The sequence below is a fragment of the Streptomyces sp. NBC_00523 genome, from assembly GCF_036346615.1.
Taxonomy (GTDB): Bacteria; Actinomycetota; Actinomycetes; order Streptomycetales; family Streptomycetaceae; genus Streptomyces.
In genome coordinates this window covers 2,657,962-2,677,201 of the sequence record NZ_CP107836.1, presented here as the reverse complement: position 1 = coordinate 2,677,201, position 19,240 = coordinate 2,657,962, and the positions used below count along the sequence as shown (strand labels likewise).

Annotated in this window: 13 protein-coding genes; 1 reads left to right on the top strand and 12 read right to left on the bottom strand. The window is 75.0% G+C overall.

The window, feature by feature from the left end; all coding sequences use genetic code 11:
• Window positions 1–42 precede the first annotated feature (42 nt).
• Window positions 43–393: a hypothetical protein gene (locus OHS17_RS11975; protein ID WP_330312154.1), complete on the bottom strand. Its 351-nt coding sequence runs from the start codon at window positions 391–393 to the stop codon at window positions 43–45.
• 218 nt (window positions 394–611) lie between these two features.
• Window positions 612–1,892: an amidohydrolase gene (locus OHS17_RS11970; RefSeq protein WP_330312153.1), complete on the bottom strand. Its 1,281-nt coding sequence runs from the start codon at window positions 1,890–1,892 to the stop codon at window positions 612–614.
• A gap of 174 nt (window positions 1,893–2,066) precedes the next feature.
• Between OHS17_RS11970 and OHS17_RS11965 the strand changes: the two genes are divergently transcribed.
• Window positions 2,067–2,237 (top strand): thiazolylpeptide-type bacteriocin, encoded by a 171-nt coding sequence (locus OHS17_RS11965; protein ID WP_018105658.1) that lies wholly within the window; start codon window positions 2,067–2,069, stop codon window positions 2,235–2,237.
• Between the two features lie 60 nt (window positions 2,238–2,297).
• Here the strand turns inward: OHS17_RS11965 and OHS17_RS11960 are convergent, their stop codons facing one another.
• The 10 genes from OHS17_RS11960 to OHS17_RS11915 form a co-directional block, all read right to left on the bottom strand.
• The gene (locus OHS17_RS11960) at window positions 2,298–4,262 is read right to left on the bottom strand and encodes a TOMM precursor leader peptide-binding protein (protein ID WP_443066132.1); all 1,965 of its coding nucleotides are present in this window, start codon (window positions 4,260–4,262) and stop codon (window positions 2,298–2,300) included.
• Window positions 4,259–5,014 carry an ABC transporter permease gene (locus tag OHS17_RS11955; RefSeq protein WP_330312152.1) on the bottom strand — a complete coding sequence of 252 codons (756 nt, stop codon included), beginning with the start codon at window positions 5,012–5,014 and terminating at the stop codon, window positions 4,259–4,261. Before OHS17_RS11955 ends, OHS17_RS11960 begins: the two co-directional genes overlap by 4 nt.
• The gene (locus tag OHS17_RS11950) at window positions 5,011–6,006 is read right to left on the bottom strand and encodes an ABC transporter ATP-binding protein (RefSeq protein WP_330312151.1); all 996 of its coding nucleotides are present in this window, start codon (window positions 6,004–6,006) and stop codon (window positions 5,011–5,013) included. The genes OHS17_RS11955 and OHS17_RS11950 overlap by 4 nt, the downstream gene beginning before the upstream one ends.
• Window positions 6,007–6,069: 63 nt before the next feature.
• Window positions 6,070–7,188 (bottom strand): M50 family metallopeptidase, encoded by a 1,119-nt coding sequence (locus tag OHS17_RS11945; protein ID WP_330312150.1) that lies wholly within the window; start codon window positions 7,186–7,188, stop codon window positions 6,070–6,072.
• The gene (locus OHS17_RS11940; RefSeq protein ID WP_330312149.1) at window positions 7,185–8,369 is read right to left on the bottom strand and encodes a lantibiotic dehydratase C-terminal domain-containing protein; all 1,185 of its coding nucleotides are present in this window, start codon (window positions 8,367–8,369) and stop codon (window positions 7,185–7,187) included. The genes OHS17_RS11945 and OHS17_RS11940 overlap by 4 nt, the downstream gene beginning before the upstream one ends.
• Complete coding sequence (locus OHS17_RS11935) at window positions 8,357–11,131, bottom strand: lantibiotic dehydratase (protein WP_330312148.1); 2,775 nt, start codon at window positions 11,129–11,131, stop codon at window positions 8,357–8,359. The genes OHS17_RS11940 and OHS17_RS11935 overlap by 13 nt, the downstream gene beginning before the upstream one ends.
• An 11-nt stretch (window positions 11,132–11,142) precedes the next feature.
• Window positions 11,143–12,756 (bottom strand): nitroreductase family protein, encoded by a 1,614-nt coding sequence (locus OHS17_RS11930; RefSeq protein WP_330312147.1) that lies wholly within the window; start codon window positions 12,754–12,756, stop codon window positions 11,143–11,145.
• A 53-nt stretch (window positions 12,757–12,809) separates the two neighbouring features.
• Window positions 12,810–14,717, bottom strand: a complete 1,908-nt coding sequence (locus OHS17_RS11925) for a TOMM precursor leader peptide-binding protein (RefSeq protein WP_330312146.1) — start codon at window positions 14,715–14,717, stop codon at window positions 12,810–12,812.
• Window positions 14,707–16,974, bottom strand: a complete 2,268-nt coding sequence (locus tag OHS17_RS11920; RefSeq protein ID WP_330312145.1) for a TOMM precursor leader peptide-binding protein — start codon at window positions 16,972–16,974, stop codon at window positions 14,707–14,709. Before OHS17_RS11920 ends, OHS17_RS11925 begins: the two co-directional genes overlap by 11 nt.
• 167 nt (window positions 16,975–17,141) lie before the next feature.
• Window positions 17,142–19,034 carry a BTAD domain-containing putative transcriptional regulator gene (locus OHS17_RS11915; RefSeq protein WP_330312144.1) on the bottom strand — a complete coding sequence of 631 codons (1,893 nt, stop codon included), beginning with the start codon at window positions 19,032–19,034 and terminating at the stop codon, window positions 17,142–17,144.
• Between the last annotated feature and the right edge of the window lie 206 nt (window positions 19,035–19,240).

The window sequence follows — 19,240 nt, the reverse complement described above, 5'->3', positions numbered from 1 at the left end:
GCTTGCGTTGCGGAGCCCGTAAGAAATGAGTGGGTTGGGGCTCTACAGCCAGCGTTGTGCCGCCTCCACGCTGTCCCCGCCCGTGGTGTTGAACGCGATCGCCGCCTGGGGCGCGTGGCGGCGGATGAGGTTGACGATGTGTTCGAAGAGGGGGAGCAGTGGCGCGGCCTTGCGGATTCCGCCGCCGATGACCACCACGTCCCAGGGGCGTTCGGTCAGGGCCGTGACGAGGGTGGGTTCGGCCGCGTCGTTGAACTCGATCAGGGTCATGGCCGCGTCGATGCCGTGGTCGGCGAAGCGCGCGAGCTCCGCTTCGAGCGTCGCGCGCAGGGCGTTTCCGTCGACACCGGGGATGGCTTGGGGGTCGTAACCGACGACCAGTGCGGAAGGCATACGGTCAGACTACGGAGGGCGGGGAGCATGACTGAAGGTGCGTGGGACGACGACCGTGGGTACGACGACGCCCTTCGGCGGGCGCGGCGTGCGACTCGGGTTGGGTGGACGGCCATCAGTGGCACGGTGGCGGCGCTCGGTTGTGCCGCCGTCGTGGTTGCTGGGGTGTGCCTGGCCGTGGTCGTCGGCTGCATGTACGTCGTCGTGTCCATGAACCGCTAGGCCGTGCCCTGGCGCCCGGCCAGCCGGTTCAGCGCTGCCGCCGTGAGCGCCGTGATCGCTGCCGGGAGTGCTGTGCGGATCGCGGGGGCGAAGTGGGGGGAGTGGTTCGGGGGGATGCCAGTGCCGCTGGTGGCTGCCCACTCGCGGGGGCTCGTCGTGCCCAGCATCCAGTACACCAGCGGGATTCCGGTCTCGCCGTGGAGGTCGCGGCCCGCGTCCCCGTAGAGGGCGAAGTCCTCGGCGGCCAGGGACGGGGGCCAGCCCGTGACGCGTGCCGGGCCGTACAGGGCCGTGTGGGCGGCGCGGACCGCGTCCGTCGCGGCCGGGTCGCCGTGCAGGGCCGGGGAGCGGGAGAGCACCGTGAGGTCCGGGTCGCGGGGGCAGGCCGACGCGGCGCACTCCGCCCGGACGATGCGGTCCACCGCCGCCAGCGCCCGGTCCAGGGTGTCGTCGGTGAGGGCGCGCAGGCCGATGCCCAGTTCGGCGGTGTCCGGGATGATGTTGACGGCCGTCCCGGCGTGCACCGTGCCCACGGTGAGGGTCAGTTGCTCGGCGGGGGCCGCCTCGCGGGCGACGACCGTCTGAAGGCGGCCGATCACCGCCGCGGCCGTGACCACGGGGTCCACGGTGAGCTGCGGGGTCGCCGCGTGGCCGCCCCGGCCGTGGACGACGACGGTGAGGGCGGCGCTCGCGGCGGCGACCGGGGCGTGGGGGCCGCCGTGCGCGATCAGGCCGGCGGGGAGCGGGGCGGCGTGCTGGGCGAGGACCGCGTCGGGTCTGCCGAACCGCTCGTACAGGCCGTCCGCCAGCATCGCCCGCGCCCCGGTCAGGGTCTCCTCGGCGGGCTGGCCCACGACCACGAGGGTGCCGCGCCAGTGGTCGGTGGTGCGGGCCAGCAGGTCCGCCGCGCCGGTGGCCGCCGCCAGGTGGAGGTCGTGGCCGCAGGCGTGCATGGCGGGGCCGGTGCTCGCGTACGGGAGGCCGGTGAGCTCGCGGAGCGGCAGGGCGTCGAGCTCGGTGCGCAGGTAGACGCGGGGGCCCTCGCCGTTGCGGAGGACGCCGACGACTCCGTGGCCGCCGATGCCCCGGGTGACGTCGAGTCCCGCGGCGGTGAGCCGGTCCGCGAACAGGGCTGCGGTGCGGGCCTCCTCGCCGGACGTCTCCGGGTGGCGGTGGACGTCCAGATAGAGGGTGAGGGCGGGGCGGATCGTTTCCTGGGTGAGGGCCGGGGACAGGGCGGGGTGGGCGGCCGGCCGGGGGGCGGTCAGGTGGGTCAACGGGGGCTCCTGGCGTGCTCGTCGGGGCCGCTGGCATCACGTGCCAGCGATGTGTGTGCGGAAGGCATGCCGAGCGGTGAGCGGCGGGCGGTGGAATGGGAGGCGTACCCCCCACCGGGGCGTACACCAGGTGGCGGCCCCCGGACACGGTGGCCCCGGACCGGAGGAGACACCATGGAGAAGAACCTCAGCACCCTCGCCGACGAGATCCTCGAGCTGGAGGCCGAGACCTTCGAGATCTCGGACTACTCGGACGCCAGCGAGGTCGTGCTCGCCGGTTCCACCAGCTGCAGCTCGACCTCGACGTGCAGCTCCACCACCAGCACCACCTCCTGCACCGCCTGATCGGGCGATGTGCGCGCCCGGTATCCGTCTCCTTCCGGACGGGTACCGGGCGTTTCGCCGTTACGGGAAGGGGTGCGGGACCATGCGCATCCCGGCCTCGGTCAGGTCCGTCGTGCGGTGGCCGCCCCGGCGGAGCGCGGTGCGCAGGCGGGGCATGAAGGGGGCGCGGCGGCGGTTCCAGCCGAAGTCGATCGGCAGGAGCCCGGGGGCGAGGGTGGCGACGGTGCGCAGGCCCATGCGCTCCTGCTCCGGGGTGGTCTGGTCCACGGCGATCACGTCGTGCCCGGCGCGGGCGAGTTCACCGATGACGGCGCGGAGGTCGTCGCGCAGGTCGCCGGTGCGGGGGCGGCCGGTGGTCTCCCAGTCCCGGTAGACGTCGCCGAAGGGTCGTACGGCCAGGGGGTTGAGGTAGCTGTCGGCGTGGGCGGTCATCCGGGGCAGGCCGTAGAGCTGGGCGTGGTCCTTGAGGTGGCGCACCCGGTCGAAGTCGTCGGCCATCGCCTCCAGTTCGTCGCGGCGCTCCTCGGTCTGGCGGGAGAGGTGCGGGATGTACGTGAGCACTTCGGACAGGGCCCCTTCCACCGCCGCCCGCGGGTCCAGCGAGGCGGCCGCCGCGAAGGAGAGGGCGCCGATGCCGCCGTCGCGGCGTACGGCGAGCGCGGTCACGACGGGGACGGCCAGGTCCACGCGATTGTCGAAGGCGTGGACGTCGTAGCCCTGGAGCGCGGCGCGTTCGGCCATGGCGGGCGCGGCCCGTCCGCCGACGGTGGCCAGGTCGATCTCGGTGAGCCGGGCGTTGCCGTACCAGGCGTTGAGGAAGGCGTCCCGTTCGATGAGTTCGAGCAGGCCGCCGAGGACGGCCTCCTCCAGACCGCCGCCGATGGCGCAGCCGTTGGAGCACTCGAAGACGAAGTTGTCGGCGGCCAGCCCCGCGCTGTAGTAGACGAGCCGGGACGGGACGAGGACGGGCTTGTCGTCGCGCAGCGACCAGCCCCACTCCCACGGGATGGCGCGGTCCGGGTCGAAGGGGTCCACGAGCGGGTCGTCGCGGTAGGTGCGCGGATCGTAGAGGCCGCAGACGGCGGGGTCGACGGCGTCGGCCCGCAGCTCCGTCCAGGAGCCGGTGACGGGGGTGGTCCGGCCGCGCCGGTGGGTTCCGGCGTAGCGCTCCAGGCCCTCCAGGAAGGCGAGGACGCGGCTGGTGGAGAAGGTGTTCTCCTGGCCGCTCCAGGTGACGTCGTTGAGTCCCGCGTAACCCCGTACGAAGACGCTGCCCGCGACGGGCGCGGTCGTCGGCGAGGTGACGTCGGACCAGGTGCCGCCGCCCAGCATCCCGCACACGGGGTTGGCCAGGGCCTCCTCCGGCAGCGGGTACGAGGACGCGGGGCGCAGCCGGTAGCCGTCCGGGTCGGGCTTGGGCCGGGCGACGAGGGTGAGCGGGCGGGGCCCGGCGGGGTCGGGCGGCGGGGCGCAGCCGGGGCAGCGGGGATCGGCGAGCAGCGGGTACGTCCGCACCTGGAGGGTGGCCAGGTCGAGGCGGGTGACCTGGGGCAGGAGCCGGTCGGCCGGGCCGGTGGCGGGGGGTTCGGCGCCGGGGCCGTCGAGCAGCGCGCGGCACAGCGCGGCCACGGCGTCGTGGGCGTGGTCGGTGAGCAGAGGCCAGGCGCCTGCGGGGCGCGGGCCGTCGGGGCCGCCGGTCTCCAGGGCGTCCCGCTCGCTGCGGCTGCGCAGGCGCTGCCAGCGCATCGCGAGGCAGCGCCCGCAGGCCGGGGCGGTGCCGTCGCCGCCCCAGGGGCCGATGAGGACGGCGGAGGCGGTGAGATGGACGCGGGCGCCGGGGCGTTCGGCCGCCCAGGGGTCCGGTGCGCCCCGGCCGCCGAGCGCGTCGGTGGCGTCGGTGGCGCCGACCGGGACGACGGGGAGGTCCCGCCCGGTCCGGTCGGCCAGGGCGGTGCGGAGCACGGTCCGGGCCGCCTCCATGGGGGCGACGGCGGGGGCCGGGGCGGTGCGCGTCGGGGCGCTCATGAGGACCTCGTCCAGCGGAAGGTCTTGACGGCGACGGTGCCGAAGACCAGGGCGAAGACGACGAGTCCGGCGCAGCCCACCCAGACGTCGGAGAGGCCCCCGCGTCCGGCGATCGCGTGGGACACGGCGTCGTTGAGGTAGCGCAGCGGCAGGACCACGGAGACGTGCTGGAGCCAGGACGGCATCGAGTCCAGCGGGAAGAAGGAGCCGGAGAGGAACGCCATCGGCAGCATCAGGAAGTTGGCGACGGCCGCGACGGACTCCGGGGTGTCGGCGAAGGAGCCGATGATGACGCCGAGCAGCAGGAAGGTGGTCACACCGAGGAAGAGGACCGGGATCAGCAGCGGCCACCCGGAGGCGGGCCGCAGGCCGAACACCGGCAGCATGGCGACGCCGACGAACAGCAGCGACTGCACGGCCCCGACGACCAGGGCGAGGACGTAACGGGAGCCGATGACGGCGGAGAGCGGGGCCGGGGACATCCGGATCAGGCGCAGGATGTCGTCGTTCCGCCACTGCATCAGGGTGAACGCGATACCGAAGACGGCGGCGTTGGCGACGCCCCAGGACAGGACCCCGGCGGCGGTGTACGAGAGGTAGGAGAGGCCGCTCTCCTCGACGTCCTGGCCCCGGAAGATCAGGCCGAAGACGACGAGGAAGAGGAGCGGGAAGGCGAAGGTGAAGAAGAGGGTGCTCTTGTCGCGGATCTGGGCGCGGTAGCCCGCTGCGGCCAGTGCGGCGTAGGCGCTCATGGCTGGTGCTCCGTGGTGTCGGCGTTCCGGTGGGGGGCGTGCGCGGACCGGGTGAGCCGGGCCGTCAGGTCGAGGTAGACGTCCTCCAGGCCGGCGGTGCGGGTCTGGACGCCGTCGAGACCGGTCAGCTTGTCGACGGCGCTGAGGACCTGGCCCGCCTCGCGGGTCTCCAGGACGAGGGAGCCGCCCTGGACGGTGACCCGGTCGACGCCGGGGATGGCCGCCGCCTGGTCCTCGCCGAGTCGGCCCAGCGGCAGCATCAGCCTGGTGGCCGCCTTGAACCCGCCGACGAGGTTGTGCGGGGTGTCGGTGACCGCGACCTTGCCGTCCACGAGGATCGCGATGCGGTCGCAGAGCGCTTCCGCCTCGTCCAGGTGGTGGGTGGTGTAGACGATGGTGCGGCCCTGCGCCTTGAGGGCGCGCAGCACCTCCCACAGATCGCGGCGGGCCTGCGGGTCCAGGGCGGCGGTGGGCTCGTCCAGGAAGATCAGCTCGGGGCCGTGGACGAGGGCGGAGGCGATGGCGAGGCGCTGGCGCTGCCCGCCGGAGAGGCTTTCCACCTGGATGTCGCGCTGCTCGGTGAGCCCGACGGCCTCCAGCGTGGCGTCCACGGCGCTCAGCGGGGCGCCGTAGAGGGCGGCGACGGTCCGCAGGTGCTCGTGCGCCCGCTGCCGTACGAAGAACGCGGAGGACTGGGTCTGGACGCCGACCCGGGGCAGCAGCGCGGTGTTGCGCGGCCAGGGGGACTCGCCGAACACGGCGACCGTGCCGCTGTCGGCCCGGCGCAGCCCCTCCATGATCTCCACCAGGGTCGACTTGCCCGCGCCGTTGGGCCCGAGCAGGCCGAAGAACTCGCCGCGCCCGATCTCCAGCGACACGTCGTCGAGGGCCTGGCGTTCCCCGTACCGCTTGGAGATGTGCCGGACGTGGACGGCGGGGGCCGGGGAGGCCGCATCGCCGGGGGTGGTTGGCATCGCCTGTACCTCATTCATGTGGTGCGTGGTTCCTTCCGGTCGGGGACGGTCGGGGGCGGTCGCGTGGCGCGGTCACCTCGGTCATCCCGTCAGGAGCTGGTACGCCGCGGCGCAGGTGCCCGCCGCGGCGAGGAGGACGAGGGCGACGAATCCGGCGGCGTACGCCGTGTAGACGCGTCGGGCCCGGCGGGGGTACGCGGCGGCCGCGTCCGGGTCGCCGCGGCGCAGGGCCAGGTAGGCGCGGGTCTCCGGGGCGAGGCGGGCGGTGCCGAGGAGGTGGCCGAGCATGCGGTAGCCGTCGAGCGGGGGCAGCGGGACGAGGTTGCTGAGCCCCTGGACGGCGCCGAGCAGCAGGAGCCCGGCGAGCAGCGCCCTGGTGGGGTCGCCGGGGGGCAGCAGGGACCACCAGAGGGCGAAGGGCAGCAGCAGCACCATGTTGAGGTGGGCGCCCGCCCCGGCGATGACGAGCCGGGCGCGCAGGGCGGGGAGGAAGAGGTAGTTGTCGACGGTGCAGTAGAGCATCGCCACCGGGAAGCGCCAGCGCAGCCCGATCTCGGTGACCGTGCCGCCGTAGTGCTGGGCCGCGATGCCGTGGGCCAGTTCGTGCAGGGTGATGCTGAACCACAGGAACAGGGCGGCACCCGCCAGGGCGGCCGGCTCCCGAATCAACTCACCGGTGCCGTCCAGGAGTTCGCCGGTGTGCAGGACGAGGGCCACGACGGTGACCAGGACCGCGGCCAGCAGCGGGAGCTGGACCACCGGGTGGAGCAGCGGACGCAGGACGCGGTGGAGCCGGGCGGTGGTCCGGTCGGCGTCGGCGACCAGGCGCCGGGTGCCGTGCCACCGGCCGCCGGTCCGGGCCGGGGGAGGGGTGGCGGGCGGCGGATCGGGGGCGCCCGCGAGCAGGCTCCGGGTGCCGAGGAGACCGAGGAGCCTGTTCCAGTGCTCCTCGGCGAGCCGGCGGCCGAAGCGTTCGGCGTAGGCGGGCGCGAGGTCGTCCAGGGTGCGGGTGCCGTCGAGGCGGGCGATGAGGAAGTGCTCCTTGGGCCCGACCTCGAACGCGGCGCCGCTCACGGGGTGCTTGAGCAGGTGCACCGTGCGGGGGCCGCGCAGCAGGGGCGGGCTGATGAGGACGCCGGGCCCGAGCGCGGGGCGGTACGCGCGAGCGGCGGCGCGGGCGCGGTCGGTGGCCGGGTTCATGAGCCCGCCGCGCTGTTCGTACCGGCCTTGTCCGTAACGCCGTTGTCCGCACCGGCGCCGTCCGTACCCGCGTCGCCCGACGGCTCGCGCAGGACCTGGCCGAGGACGAAGGAGAGGTACGCCTCGTCGCGGATGGTCACATGCAGCCGGTTGTTCGTCATGTGCATGTACGGGGAGAGCAGCCGGGGCAGGACGGCCTGGACATGGGTGAGCCGTTCCAGGGGGGCCGCATTGGCCGGCTCGGTGCGTTCCTGGCCGGTGTCCTCGCGGGCGGGTCCGTCCCAGGCGGGGAAGAGGAGTTCGCCCCGGGTGGCGAGGTCGGTGACCCGCTCCCGCAGCTCCAGGCAGTGGGCCGCCCAGCCGCGCAGGAAGGACGGCAGCCGGTCGAGCTCCCCGGCCGCGACGGCGGCGCGGATCGCGGCGAAGCGGGTGCCCAGGGCGGGCGCCATCTGCGCGTAGTTGCGCTCGTACTCCTCCGAGCCGATGAAGCCGGTGCCGGGGAAGGCGCGGTGCCAGAACGCGTAGTAGCCGTCCAGGTAGTCGGCGAGCCGGTCCTTCTCCGGCAGGAAGCAGCTCGCCATCACCATCATCAGCTGCGCGGACGTGCCGAGGAGCACGGTCCGCAGGTGGAGGTTCATGGTGCGGAAGGCGTCGATGACCAGGTCGCTGGAGTGCCGGAAGTGCCACTCGGCCAGCTCGACCCCGGCCGGGCCGCCGTACTTGGCGTACTCGGGGGCGTACGGCTCCAGGCTGAAGGAGTTGTTCGGCCGCAGGTTCATCCGGCCGTCCTCGCCCATGTAACGGGTGCGGTCCTCGCCGGGGAACTCGATGTCGAACAGCTCGTTGTAGAAGTCCTTGAGGAACCCGGAGTCGACCTCGTAGAGGGCGGGCCGGGTCCGGAGGAAGGCGGTGAGGGCCGCTTCGGCGCGGCGCAGCACCTCGGGCGCGGCGGCGGGGCTCGCGGGGCGCAGCCGGAGCCGTACGTGCGGTCCCTCCAGCCAGTACGTGATGAAGAAGTGGCCCGCCAGCAGCCCTTCGGCGGTCAGTTCGGCGACCAGCGGGCGGACGCAGTCGACCAGCATCGGCCGGGGGCTGGCCGCGTAGAAGACGTGCAGCGCGATCCAGTCCCCCCGTTCCGTGGCGGCGGGGCGGGCGGGGCTGGGTGAGATCAGTTCCGGCATGTGGGGCCGTCCTCGGTACGCGGGCGGGAGGTGAAGGTCTCCACGGCCAGTTCGGCGACGTGGTGGCCCTGTTCGGAGAGCACGTGCGGGGCGTCCTCGGACGGGAGCATCTCCCGCAGGACCACGGCGTCGCCCGGCCCGCGCTCCAGCAGGGCGTCGAACGCGGTCAGGGACAACGGGCTGTCGAAGTCCACGTACAGGGGTTTGGCGCCCAGGGCGCGCCGCCCCTCGCGCAGGACCGTCGCGAAGACCTGGGCGGGCAGCCCGTGGGCGCGCCGCCAACGCCGCCAGCCGAGGAACCACCCCGCTTCGTCGGCGCCGGGTGTCCGGGCGGGCAGCACCTGGGCGTCGGCCGTCCAGCTGCGGCGGCTGACCACGACCCCGTCGTGGACCACGCGCGGCCTGCGGGTGACCCCGTCGCGGGCGGGGGCCTCGGGGACGCCGCCCCAGACGTCGGTGGGGGTCATGGTGCTCGGGGCGAGCAGGAGCAGGGTGCGGGGGATCTCCGGCAGGGCGACGGGGACGAGGTAGCCGAGGTAGACGGGGACGACCTCGCAGCCCAGCCGCCGGGACCGCAGGACGAGCCGGTCGGTGGCCTCGTCGTGCTGGAGGTACAGGTCCTCCAGGTGGATGCGGGCGTCCTCGGGCACGGTGGACGTCTCGCCCGGGCACACGATCTGGTGGCTCGTCAGCCGCCCGTGCAGGTTGAGGTTGGTGGTGATCGGCCCCCCGGTCAGCTCGGCGAGGACGGCGCCTTCCGGGGCGCGGGTGAGGAGTTCGGCGCGCAGCCGCTTCGAGAGGCCGGGGCGCGCCTCCGGGGTGGTCGCGCCGTCGGGGTCGTAGACGTGCGTGAACCGGCTGAAGGGGAAGGCGAGTCCGCCGTACGAGCGGTTGAGGACCACCAGCGGCCGCCCGTCCGGCCCGGGACCGGCGACCTGGATGTGGTGGCTCTGCGGGGTGAAGTCCTGCGTGATCGAGGCGAGTTCCCCGGCCACCTCGGTGAGGAGGGAGGCGGGAATCCGGATCTCGTCCGCCGCGCCGTGCTCCGCCCACTGCTCCCGCATCCCGGCGACGAAGCGCCGGCGGGCCGAGTCCAGGGAGCGCAGGGCGCTCTGGCCGAGCCAGTTCTCCTCCGGGACGTACTCCCCCTCGGCGTCGAAGGCGGAGCGCTTGGAGGTGAACGAGATGTACTGGTCGAAGAGGTCCTCGTGGAAGTCGTGCACCAGACCGAGCAGGTCGTCGCAGCGCCCGCCGCTTCCGTGCCGGGCCAGGAAGAAGCCGCGCAGGGTGATGCGCTGGGGCAGGGTGATGTCGTACATCGGGAGGATGCCCTCGACCCGCCGCAGCGCCATACCCGTGGCCCCGACCAGCGGTCCGGGCCCGCCGCGCAGGTCCTCGCCCGCGCTGACGTCCTCGTACACCAGCGTCTGCGGCAGTGCGGCGTCCCCGGCGCCCAGCTCCCGCTGTACGTCGAGGAGTTGCTCGCGCAGAGTGCGGAGCAGGGTGCGGCGTTCGGTGAGCGGGGCGGCCGGGTACGCGGCGAGGCAGGCGGCCGGCCCGTCGAGCGAGGCCGCCACCGCGTCCGCCCAGGGGGCCCCGAGACCGCGCAGGGCCTGCTGGAAGGAGCGCAGCGGGTCGGGGCTGTGCACATCGGTGCGCAGACCCGGCACCTGCACCATGCCGAGCTGGAGCAGGGCCGCCGCGTAGCGCTCGGCCTCGTCGGGACCGGCGCCGCGCTCGGAGCGCAGCATGTCCACGAGGTCCCGGTGGCGCGGCCCCTCGTGGGTGGAGAAGAAGGTGAGCAGCCGGTCCAGGGTGCCGCTGCCGCGAAGGTAGAACAGCCGGTCGCGTACGGCGTCGAAGGTGACGGCCGCGCTGTCGTCACCGGTGGTCACCCACTGGCGGACGTAGCGGATGCGGTCCTCGTCGCGTCCCCAGCCCGGGGCGAGGACGACGGGGAGGTCCTGGCGGCGCACCGGGTCGGCGAGGATCAGGTCGGCCAGCCGGCCGAGGACGACGACATTGAGCCGGACATGGCTGGTCCACTGCTCGCCGACGCGCAGGGCGCCCGGCGCTTCGTCCGGGGCGCCCGGGTCGAAGGTGCCCGTGGCCACGGCCGTCAGCGTGCTGAAGGGACTCGTCTTGCACGCGGTGCGGTAGAGGTAGGTGAGCGCCGAACGCTCGATCTTGCGCATCCGCTTGCCCGGCTCGGCGCTCGTGTCCGCGAGGTATCCGTCGAGCCTGCCGTCCAGCGTGGGCGAGGCCAGCAGCAGCCCCAGCCGGAACCGCTCCCCGGCCAGCGCCTCGCGCAGCGACCGGCGCGCGTCCCGCATCTCCCGGGCCAGCAACTCGGGCCCCCCGCCCAGGAGATCGGCGTACCGGGTGCGGCGGGCCAGCCAGTCGGCGAGCCGTGCGCCCACTGGTGCGGACAGCCCGGTCACCAGGCGCCCGGCGGCGCCGGGGTCGGCGGGAAGGCGGTTGTTGAAGACCGCGCGGCGCAGGCTGAGCAGGAGGCGGCGGGCGTCGCTGCCGGCCGCGTCGGCGGCGCCGAGCAGCCCGTGCAGCAGGTCGCTGAGCGCGGCGCCGTCGGCGGTCAGCCGCTCCTCCAGCTCCAGGACCTCGTCCGCCCAGTCACCGGTGCCGGGGCAGCGCAGGCCCCGGACGGTCTCCAGGGGCAGACCGGCCGCGCGGAGCAGGAAGCGGTGCCCGGGCTCCCACACATCGGGCGGACGGGGGGTGGTGTCGGACGTCAGGAGTGTCATCGCAGTTCCCGTCAGGCGATCTCGTGCCGGAAGTCGGCGGGCCGGGGCCGCTCGTTGCCGAGCGGCATGATCAGCAGGGGTGCCTCGTCGCCGTCGCCCAGGCCGAGCTTCTCGACGTACGCGATGTTGTCGAAGCCCAGGGCGACGCCCGCGCCGAGCCCGAGCGCGGCGGCGGCCACGTAGAACGTCTGGGCCACGGCGCCCGCGGTGCCCGCCGCCAGGCGGTAACCGCGGTCCCCCACCGCGTCCAGCACGGCAGTGGTGCGGACGGCCGGCACGAGGACGGCCCCCGCCTGCTCCAGGTTGTAGTTGGCGAGGAAATAGGTGTTCTGGAGGAAGGCCCCCTGCGGCCCCGCGTCGACGAGCCGCAGCTCCCCGGCCTCGGGGTCGTACACGTACGCGCCCGGATCGACGGACTCGACATGGTTGACGAAGGCGTACATCCGGGTCTGGCGCACCGTGCCGTCCGGGTCCGCGTCGCTGGGCAGCGACGTCCCGGCGCAGGCCGCGAGGACGGCGGAGAGCTGGGCGGGCGTGACGGGACGTGTCGCGTCGAAGCGGCCGAAGCTGCTGCGCCGGGAGCGCAGAGCGCGCCGCACGGACACGTCGGGGAAGACCGGGGCGGGGAGGGCGGTCCGGGTGCCGCCCGGCGGGGTGGGCAGCGCCGCCGCGCCGGCCAGGGCGCCGGGGGCGGGGCGCTCCGTCGCGTCCCGGGTGGTCGCGGCGTGCATGGCGAGGACGGTGGGGAACGTCCGGACGATGCGGGACCGTTCGGCGTCCCGGTGCCGCACGGCCGGGTCGGGACCCCGAGGGGCCGCCGAAGGGGCCGGGGTCGGGGTGTCCCAGCGGAGCGGGACGACGGCGAAGACGCCCTCCTCCTCTCCCTCGGTGCCGAGGAGACCGTTCAGCCGGGGCTCGTCGAACCACAGGACGGGCGAGGTGACCAGGCCCCGGGCCCCCGCCCAGATCCGCCAGGTCTGCACGAGGGTGCCCAGGTCGGTGGAGACCACGTGGTACGCGAAGCTGTTGTACTTGAACGCGTTCTGCCAGTACTTCACCCCGAGGATCAGGAACTGGTCCGTCTCCCGGGCCCCCTCGGGCGCGTCCGGCCCCAGCGCCTCGCGGACGCGGGCCGAGACGTCACCGGTCAGCACCCGCTGCACGGCATGCCGCTGGACGTCGTAGTAGTGGATGCCGGGGGCCAGCGGCCCGGAGGGGCCGGACGCCCAGTAGATGCTGACCGGGTAGAGACCGCCGCCGCCCGCGGTGCCCCGGGACCAGTTGGCGTGGGTGTGCAGCGGCAGCCCGGACAGGTCGCTGTTGGCCTGGACGCCGAGGCGGCGGCCGGTCAGCCCGTACGAGTCCTTGAGCATCGCCGACAGCAGCGGCAGGGTGAAACCGGCCGGGCCGTCCGCCGCCGCGCCGCCGCCCGGGGCGGGCAGCAGACCGCGTGCGGCGGGGGCGTCCGGGAGGCCGTCGCCGTCCGGGAGGGCGTACGGCTCCACGCCCGGGTAGAGCTTCCCCCGGCGCGGGGCGTCGGGCCAGTCCGGGACGAAGTCGGTGGGCTCCATCGGGACGCGACCGCGGTGCAGGACGGCGTCGGCGTACTCGTGGGCGTACCCCATGGGGGCGGCCCCCTCTCGCATGGGCTCGGATGGGCGGTGTGGCTGACGTACGGTCATGGGAACGGGTGCGGGGCCGGGTTGAGGCCCGCGGGGCCCAGCACGGTGTGCATCCGGGGCATGTGCCGGGCACGCTGGCGGGACCAGCCGAAGTCGATGGGGAGCAGCCCCGGCACCAGGACCTTCACGGTGTGCAGCCCGAGTGCGCGCTGCTCCGGCAGGGTCTGGTCGACGACGACCACGTCGTAGCCGGCGGCGGTGACGGCGCCGACCGCGCGCAGCACGTCCGCCCGGAGGTCGGGGGCGGCCGGGTCGCCCCCGGGGTCCGGCCAGGCCAGGTCGGCGACGGAGAGCGGGGGGCGGGGTTCGGGCTGCCGCAGCAGGAAGTCGGCGTGCCGCCCCATCTCGGGTATCCCGTACGACAGCGGGTGGTCGTGCAGGGTGGTGAACCGGTCGAAGTCGGCGGCCATGGCCCGCAGCCGTTCCTCGTCGCGCAGGGTGCGGCCGACGAGGTTGACCGCGTCGGTGGCGATCTCGCGGAGCGCGGAGTCCAGGGCGGATTCCGGGTCGAGCCCGGCGCCCGCGCCGAAGCACATCCGGCCGGTGGAGCCGTCGAAGCGTTCGGCGCAGCCGGTGACCACGGGGACCGGGAAGCCGATCCGGGTGTCGAAGAAGCGGGCCCGGTAGCCGTACATGGCCAGCCGGTCGACCATGTGCCGGGTGGCGGGCCTGGTGCTGGTCGCCGGGTTGATCTCGCGCAGCGGCACCTGCCCGTGCCAGGCGAGCAGGAAGGCGTCCCGTTCGATGACCTCCATCAGCCCGAAGTAGACGGCCTCCTCCGTACTGCCTCCGGAAGCGCACCCGTTGGAGCTCTCCTGCACGAACCGGCCCTCCAGGCCCGGCGCGTGGTAGTAGGCGAGGACCTCGGGCACCGGCCGGGGGCGGCCGTCGCGCAGCGACCAGCCCCACACCCAGGGGATCTTCCGGTCCGGCGCGAAGGGGCGCACCCAGGGGTTCTGTGCGTAGAACTCCTCGGCGTACAGGCCGGTTTCGCGCGGGTCGACGGCGTCGGGGCCCAGCTCGTCCAGGGAGGCGGTGAGCCGGGTGGTCCGGGCGCGGGCCCGCATCCCGGCGTAACGCTCCAGCGCCTCCAGGACCCCGATGCTCCGGCTGTGCGCGTACGTGTCCGCGTGGCCGCCCCAGAACGTCTCCCGGAGGTAGTCCCCGGACCGGGTCGAGAAGCAGCCGACGGTGGCGGAGGTGGTGGTCGAGGCGACATCGCAGGTCACCGAGGAACCGAGCGCGCCCCAGTGCGGGTTGACGAAGGCGTCCTCCGGCAGCCGGTAGTCCTCCACCCGCCGCACCCGGAAGACACCCGGCCGGTACGGCGGAGCGGGCCGCAGGGTGACCGCCGCCGCCTCGGCGGTGTCGGCGCGGGGCGCGGAGCAGCCGGGGCACTCCGGATCGGGGACCAGGGGGTGACTGCGTACGGTCATGGCGTCCAGGTCCAGCAGGTGGACCCGGGGGTACGGGTCCGGCGCGGGCTCCGCACCGGCGATCCCGGCCATCAGGGCGGCGACGGCGGTGACCGCGAAGGGCGTGCCGTACGGCCAGTCGCCGACCGCCCGGGTGCCGTTGCCCAGTTCGAGGCCCTCGCGCAGGGCCACCGAGCGCACGCCCTGCCAGCGGCGGGCGAGGCAGGTGCCGCAGCCGGGGCGCCCGTCCGGGGCGGGCCACGGGCCGATCAGCACCTGCCGGCCGTAGAGGTGGACGGGCACGGCGGCGCTGTCGGCCGGGGCGCCGGTCGGCGCGTACGCGTCCCGGACGCCGAGCGGCGCGACCGATACGGCCGGGACGGCATCGGCACCGCCCTCGCCGAGCGCGTCCCGCAGCGCCGCGGCGAACCGGTCGACGGCTGCGGGGAGTTCGGTCGGCTGGGGGCGTACGGCGGTGTCAGCCGGCATCGACGGCCGCCCGGGTGAGCAGGACACGCACGGTGTGGATGCCCGCGGTGGGCAGGTCGGCGCCGTGCGTGGGCACGACCAGGGCGTCCCGCCCGGCGGCGGCGAGGCGTTCGAGGATGCGGCTCCAGCCGGTGTCGTCGGCCTCGTCCGGGGCGGCGGGCTCCTCGGAGGTGACGGGGACGAGCGCCGCGTCCAGGTCGCGCAGCAGCGGGTCACCGGTGTCCGGCGCGCTGGGTCGCCCGTCCTCGGCCGTCTGTGCCCCTGCCTCGGACGTCTGCGCCTCGCCGAGCAGGTCCCGCAGGGCGTCCACCGCCGCCGTCGCGAGGTCCGGGGCCGCGCCGACGGCCCAGAGGGCGGGGCCGGGGGTGCCGGTCGTCGTCCGGGCGAGCACGACGGACGCCCCGGAGAACGCCCGCTCGCCGAGGTCCAGCAGCTCGACGGTGAGGCCGAGATGGGCCGCCGTCCGCAGCAGGAACACCGGTTCGGGGTCCTCGCCGAGCAGCTGGGGCGTGATGACGGAGACCGCGCCGGTCCCCCGGACGGCCCGGCTCAGCGCGTCGTGGGCGAGCGCCGACAGCAGCCCGGCCCCGGCGGCCTCGGGCAGGTCCGCTCCGGCTCCGGCACCGGCCCGGGTGGGTTCGAAGCGGCGGTCCGCGTTGTCCGCGCCGAAGGGGCGCACCGCCCCGGCGGGCACCCGGACCAGCTCCTTGGTGAGCAGCGAGACGGCCGCCGTCCAGCGGACGGCCGTGCTGGTGCCGCCGGTGCCGGACGCGACGGTGAGGCTGTCCGGGTCCACGGCGGGCAGTTCCGCCGTGGCGGCGTCGGGTGCCGGGGCGGGCACCATGTGCTCGGCGTAGAGCGTGGCGGCGGCGTTCAGCGCCCGCAGCCGGGCCCCGGCGGTGTGGTGGACGTCGAAGGCGGTGACCGTCCTGCGGCCGTGGGCCCCGAGGCCCCCCAGGACGACCGAGCCCACCTTCAACGGGGTCTGGGTCACCTTCTCGTCGGCGTAGGCGGTGAACACCCCGGCGTTCGGGTGGACGAGCGCGGAGCGGCGTTCGAGTGCGGCGAGCGGGCCCTGGGCGGCGTCGTCGTCGGCTGCGGTGTCCGCCGTCGGGAGGAACGCCGGACGGACCGGCGCGGACGCCAGGTCGACCGGCTCGGGCAGGGCGGCGGGCGGCGCGCAGAACGGGCACGCCGGATGAGGCAGCAGCGGCTCCGACGCCACGTCGAACGAGGCCATGTCCTGGAGCAGGATCCGGTCGCGGGTCTCGGCCCGGAGCGCGCCGGTGACCAGGCGGAACACCTCGTAGCCGAGCAGGTTGCCGAGCATCGCCGCGAGCGGCCCCACGGGCTGGGCCCCGGGGGTGCCGGTGCCGAGGGCGAGCCCGCTCCAGAGACCGGCGGCCGCCGTGTCGGCCGCACCACCGGCCGCGCCGAGCCGCAGGGCCGCGCAGGCCCAGCAGGACGCCGCCTCCGGGGTCATGACCGGCCCGACGACGGCCCGCCCCTGGAACGTCCAGGCCGGGAGCAGCGTCCGCCCCTCGGGCACCCCTTCCCGGAGCAGCGCCAGCACGGTCCCCGGCACTTGGGGACCGGCCGCGGCGACGACGACGTCGTACCCGTCACAGGCCGCCCAGCCGGGCCCCGCAGAGAGTGCGGACAGCTCGACGGGGCAGTCCTCCTCGGCCAGCCGGGCCGCCTCCCGGTGGACCTCCGCGACCTCCTCGGCGGTGGTGCCCCCGGAGCCGTCGAGGAGAGAGGCGTCGACACCGATGGCGGCGCAGCCGTTGCGGATGAGCGACAGCACGCACCAGCGGGCCACGGGACCGTCACCGAGCACGGCGACCCGGGTGGAGCGGTAGCGGGCGAACCGGGCGTCGGCGTCGTCCGCGTAGTGGTCGATGTAGGCGATCTGCTGGGCGAAGCGTTCGGCGGGGGCCGGGTCCGTCCGCGGGGCCGCCGACTCGTCCGGTGCCGGTACGGGCCGGGCGAAGCCCCGGGAGTAGAGGGCCTTCACGAGTTCGCCGACCATGGCCTTCTGCCGGTCGCCGAAGCCCTGGCAGATCTCCTCGACCGATCTGCTGCCGTCCAGATGGGGCACCAGGAGGGTGGCGAACCGGTAGCCGGACGCGGCGGTGAGCCGGAACCCGCCGTCCGCGTTGTGGAAGATGACGCCGTCGGGCGTCTCGGTGAACAGGACGTCACGGCGGACTCGCGGCCGGGTCCCGGCGATCTCTGTGTACGGCGTTGCTGCCATGCGTGCGTCACACCTCTTGTTCTGGGGCTGGGACGGGGCCCGGGGCGGGCCGCGCTGTCCGGCGGGGGGCGGGTGGGGGCGTACGGAGCGGTGGTATCGGTGTCAGGGGCGGGGCGGCCGGTCCGGGCGGACGCGGTGGGCGGCGCCCGCGGCGCGGTGACGGGGCGTCACCGCAGGGCGGTGGGCCGGGTACTGCCCGCCTGGGGTGTCTCCCCGCGCCGGGGCGGGCGGGGGAGTGCCCGGGCGCGCCCGGGGGCGGAGGCCGGGACGGAGGAGACGGTCGCGCGCCGGGCGTGCGCGCGCAGCAGTTCGTGCATCCGGAACGCGCCCGGGTGCTCCTCCTCCAGGAGGCCCGCGTCGAGAAGGCGTTCCAGCACGTCTTCGGCCGTTTCCCACGGGACGTCGAGGACGGTGGCGGCCAGGTCCGCGGTGAGCGGGCCCCGCGCCGCCGCCCCGAGCCGGAGATGCGCCTCGGCCAGCACCGGAGGGAGCCGCCCCACCGCCTCGTCCAGGGTCAGCGGTACGGACATCCGGGGGTCGTCGGCCAGGCTGAGGCGGCCCGGCAGGCCGTGGCGGAGCCAGTGCGCACAGTCGGCCGGCTTGAGGAGGGGCCGGGTGAGCAGCCGGGCGGCGGCGATCCGCAGGGCGAGCGGATGGTGCCCGCACACCTCGGTCAGCAGCCGCGCCCCGGCCGGCTCGGCGGCGACCCGTTCCCGGCCCAGGACGGCCGTGAGCAGGGCGTACGACTCCTCGGGGCCGAGTGCGCCGAGCCGGTGCACGGTGCCGCCGTGCGTGGCGACGAGCGCGGCGAGCCCCATCCGGCTGGTGACGATCGCGGCACCGCCCGCGTTGGCGGTGAGCAGGGGGCGCACCTGGTCGGGGTGGACGGCGTCGTCGAGGATCAGGAGCGTACGGCCCCGTCCGGCGCCGGACCCCGGGGGCAGCGCGTCGCGGAGCTCGGCGGCGGCCTCCTCGGTCGGGCGCGGGGTGCCGTCGGGCGAGGTCAGCGGCAACAGGACGCACCCGCCCGGGAATTGCCCGCTCACCAGGTGCGCCACGTGCAGGGCGAGCGCGGTCTTGCCGATGCCGGGCGCCCCGGAGAGCACGGCCACCGGGGCGCGCTCGGGGGCCGCGGCGGACGTCAGCAGCGGGACGAGTTCCTCCACCTGGCTCCGGCGCCCGGTGAAGCCGGGCACCGCGGGGAGGGGGGCCGCTGCCGGACCGCCCCCGCCCTCCGGCGGGAGCGGGTGCGGCGGCGGGAGCGCGGCCGGTGGCGGGACGGGCGCCACGAGCGAGACGGGGGCGTGCCCGGTGTCCGGGGTGCCCAGGTCGTCGCCGCGCAGGATCGCCAGTTCAAGGCGCTGGAGCCCGGGCCGGGGGTCGACTCCGAGCTCCTCGCGCAGGTAGGCCTTGATCCTCCGGTACTCCGACAGCGCCTCCGTCTGCCGCCCGGTCCGGTAGAGGGCCAGCATCAGCTGCTCGGAAAATCGCTCGTGAGCCGGGTATACGCGCGTAACTTCCCAAAGATCGACGAGGGTTTCACGGCAACGGCCGTGCTCCAGCTCGATGTCGCAGACCCTCTCCAGGACCCGCAGGCGTTCCTCCGCCAGCCGGGGCACCTCGTCCCGGTGCAGCAGCCCGGAGGGCACGTTGGCGAGCAGCGGCCCCTGCCAGAGGGCGAGGGCGGCCCGCAAGGTGTACAGCTCGGAGTCCTCACCGGCCGCCGCTGCCCGGCCGACGAGCTGCCGGAAGTGGAGCAGGTCGAGCGTCTCGGCGTCGGCGTGGATGCGGTAGCCGCCGGCGACCGCCACGACGGCCTGGTCCTCGATGCCGTACTTGGCGAAGATCCGGCGCAGCCGCAGGACGCAGCTCTGGAGCGCGGCCTTGGCCGTTGCGGGCTGCTCCTCGCCCCAGACGGCTTCCTGCAGGTGGTCGGTGGAGACGACCCGCCCCGGCCGGATGAGCAGGGCGGCCAGCAGCGCGGTCGGCTTGGAGGGCGGAAGGACCACGAGGTCCCGCCCATCGGTGATGCTCAGGGGCCCGAGCAGTTGGAACAGCACCGTCGTCCGCCTTCCCCGTACACTCTCGGCGGCCCGTCGCCGGACCGCTGCCTCGTCGTACCCGTGCAGGAACCGGGGACTACTGCCAGCCGAAGTCGTGCGGCAGGGTTCCCGGGGGCTCGGGCAGGGCGAGGGACGGGAAGGCCGTACAGGAGAACCGGGGGAGACACGTCATGCGGAAGCCTTTCGAACCAGTGGTGGGGAGC

Bases quoted from the DNA above. Each gene is read 5' to 3' on its own strand.
- OHS17_RS11975 (WP_330312154.1), bottom strand. From the start codon at position 393: ATGCCTTCCGCACTGGTCGTCGGTTACGACCCCCAAGCCATCCCCGGT.
- OHS17_RS11965 (WP_018105658.1), top strand. From the start codon at position 2,067: ATGGAGAAGAACCTCAGCACCCTCGCCGACGAGATCCTCGAGCTGGAG.
- OHS17_RS11960 (WP_443066132.1), bottom strand. From the start codon at position 4,262: ATGAGCGCCCCGACGCGCACCGCCCCGGCCCCCGCCGTCGCCCCCATG.
- OHS17_RS11955 (WP_330312152.1), bottom strand. From the start codon at position 5,014: ATGAGCGCCTACGCCGCACTGGCCGCAGCGGGCTACCGCGCCCAGATC.
- OHS17_RS11950 (WP_330312151.1), bottom strand. From the start codon at position 6,006: ATGAATGAGGTACAGGCGATGCCAACCACCCCCGGCGATGCGGCCTCC.
- OHS17_RS11945 (WP_330312150.1), bottom strand. From the start codon at position 7,188: ATGAACCCGGCCACCGACCGCGCCCGCGCCGCCGCTCGCGCGTACCGC.
- OHS17_RS11940 (WP_330312149.1), bottom strand. From the start codon at position 8,369: ATGCCGGAACTGATCTCACCCAGCCCCGCCCGCCCCGCCGCCACGGAA.
- OHS17_RS11935 (WP_330312148.1), bottom strand. From the start codon at position 11,131: ATGACACTCCTGACGTCCGACACCACCCCCCGTCCGCCCGATGTGTGG.
- OHS17_RS11930 (WP_330312147.1), bottom strand. From the start codon at position 12,756: ATGGGGTACGCCCACGAGTACGCCGACGCCGTCCTGCACCGCGGTCGC.
- OHS17_RS11925 (WP_330312146.1), bottom strand. From the start codon at position 14,717: ATGCCGGCTGACACCGCCGTACGCCCCCAGCCGACCGAACTCCCCGCA.
- OHS17_RS11920 (WP_330312145.1), bottom strand. From the start codon at position 16,974: ATGGCAGCAACGCCGTACACAGAGATCGCCGGGACCCGGCCGCGAGTC.